This is a genomic window from Rhizobium sp. AQ_MP, from assembly GCF_014237835.1.
Classification (GTDB): domain Bacteria; phylum Pseudomonadota; class Alphaproteobacteria; order Rhizobiales; family Rhizobiaceae; genus Allorhizobium.
In genome coordinates, this window is record NZ_JACJVI010000082.1 from 1 (window position 1) to 389 (window position 389).

Below are 389 nucleotides of genomic sequence, written 5' to 3' on the forward strand. Positions count from 1 at the left end.
GGAAACCCACCTGAAAACGAGTATTCCCTATCAGAGCCGTGGAAGACGACCACGTTGATAGGACGGGTGTGGAAGTGTAGTAATGCATGAAGCTTACCGTTACTAATAGCTCGATTGGCTTGATCGTTCTCATTGCTTATGTTCATCGAAGATGAACAAAGCCATCTGTTTTGTCCTCACGCTGTCGCGACCTCGGTCGCTTCGCTGCGGACGGCGCGCGCCACGAGGCGCGACGGCCGACCGGCCTGTATGGGAAGTCCCACGCAGCCGGCAAAACAACGTGTTCAAACAAATAAAACAGGCAAACGCCTGTGCCAGCTTCTCAATGATTGCCCTTAGCTGACCTGGTGGTTATGGCGGGGTGGCTGCACCCGTTCCCATTCCGAACA

General features: G+C 54.2%; 1 rRNA gene. It reads left to right on the forward strand.

The window, feature by feature from the left end:
* Positions 1 to 127 (forward strand): 23S ribosomal RNA (locus H6M51_RS24310); the annotation flags it as partial.
* Positions 128 to 389 lie beyond the last annotated feature (262 nt).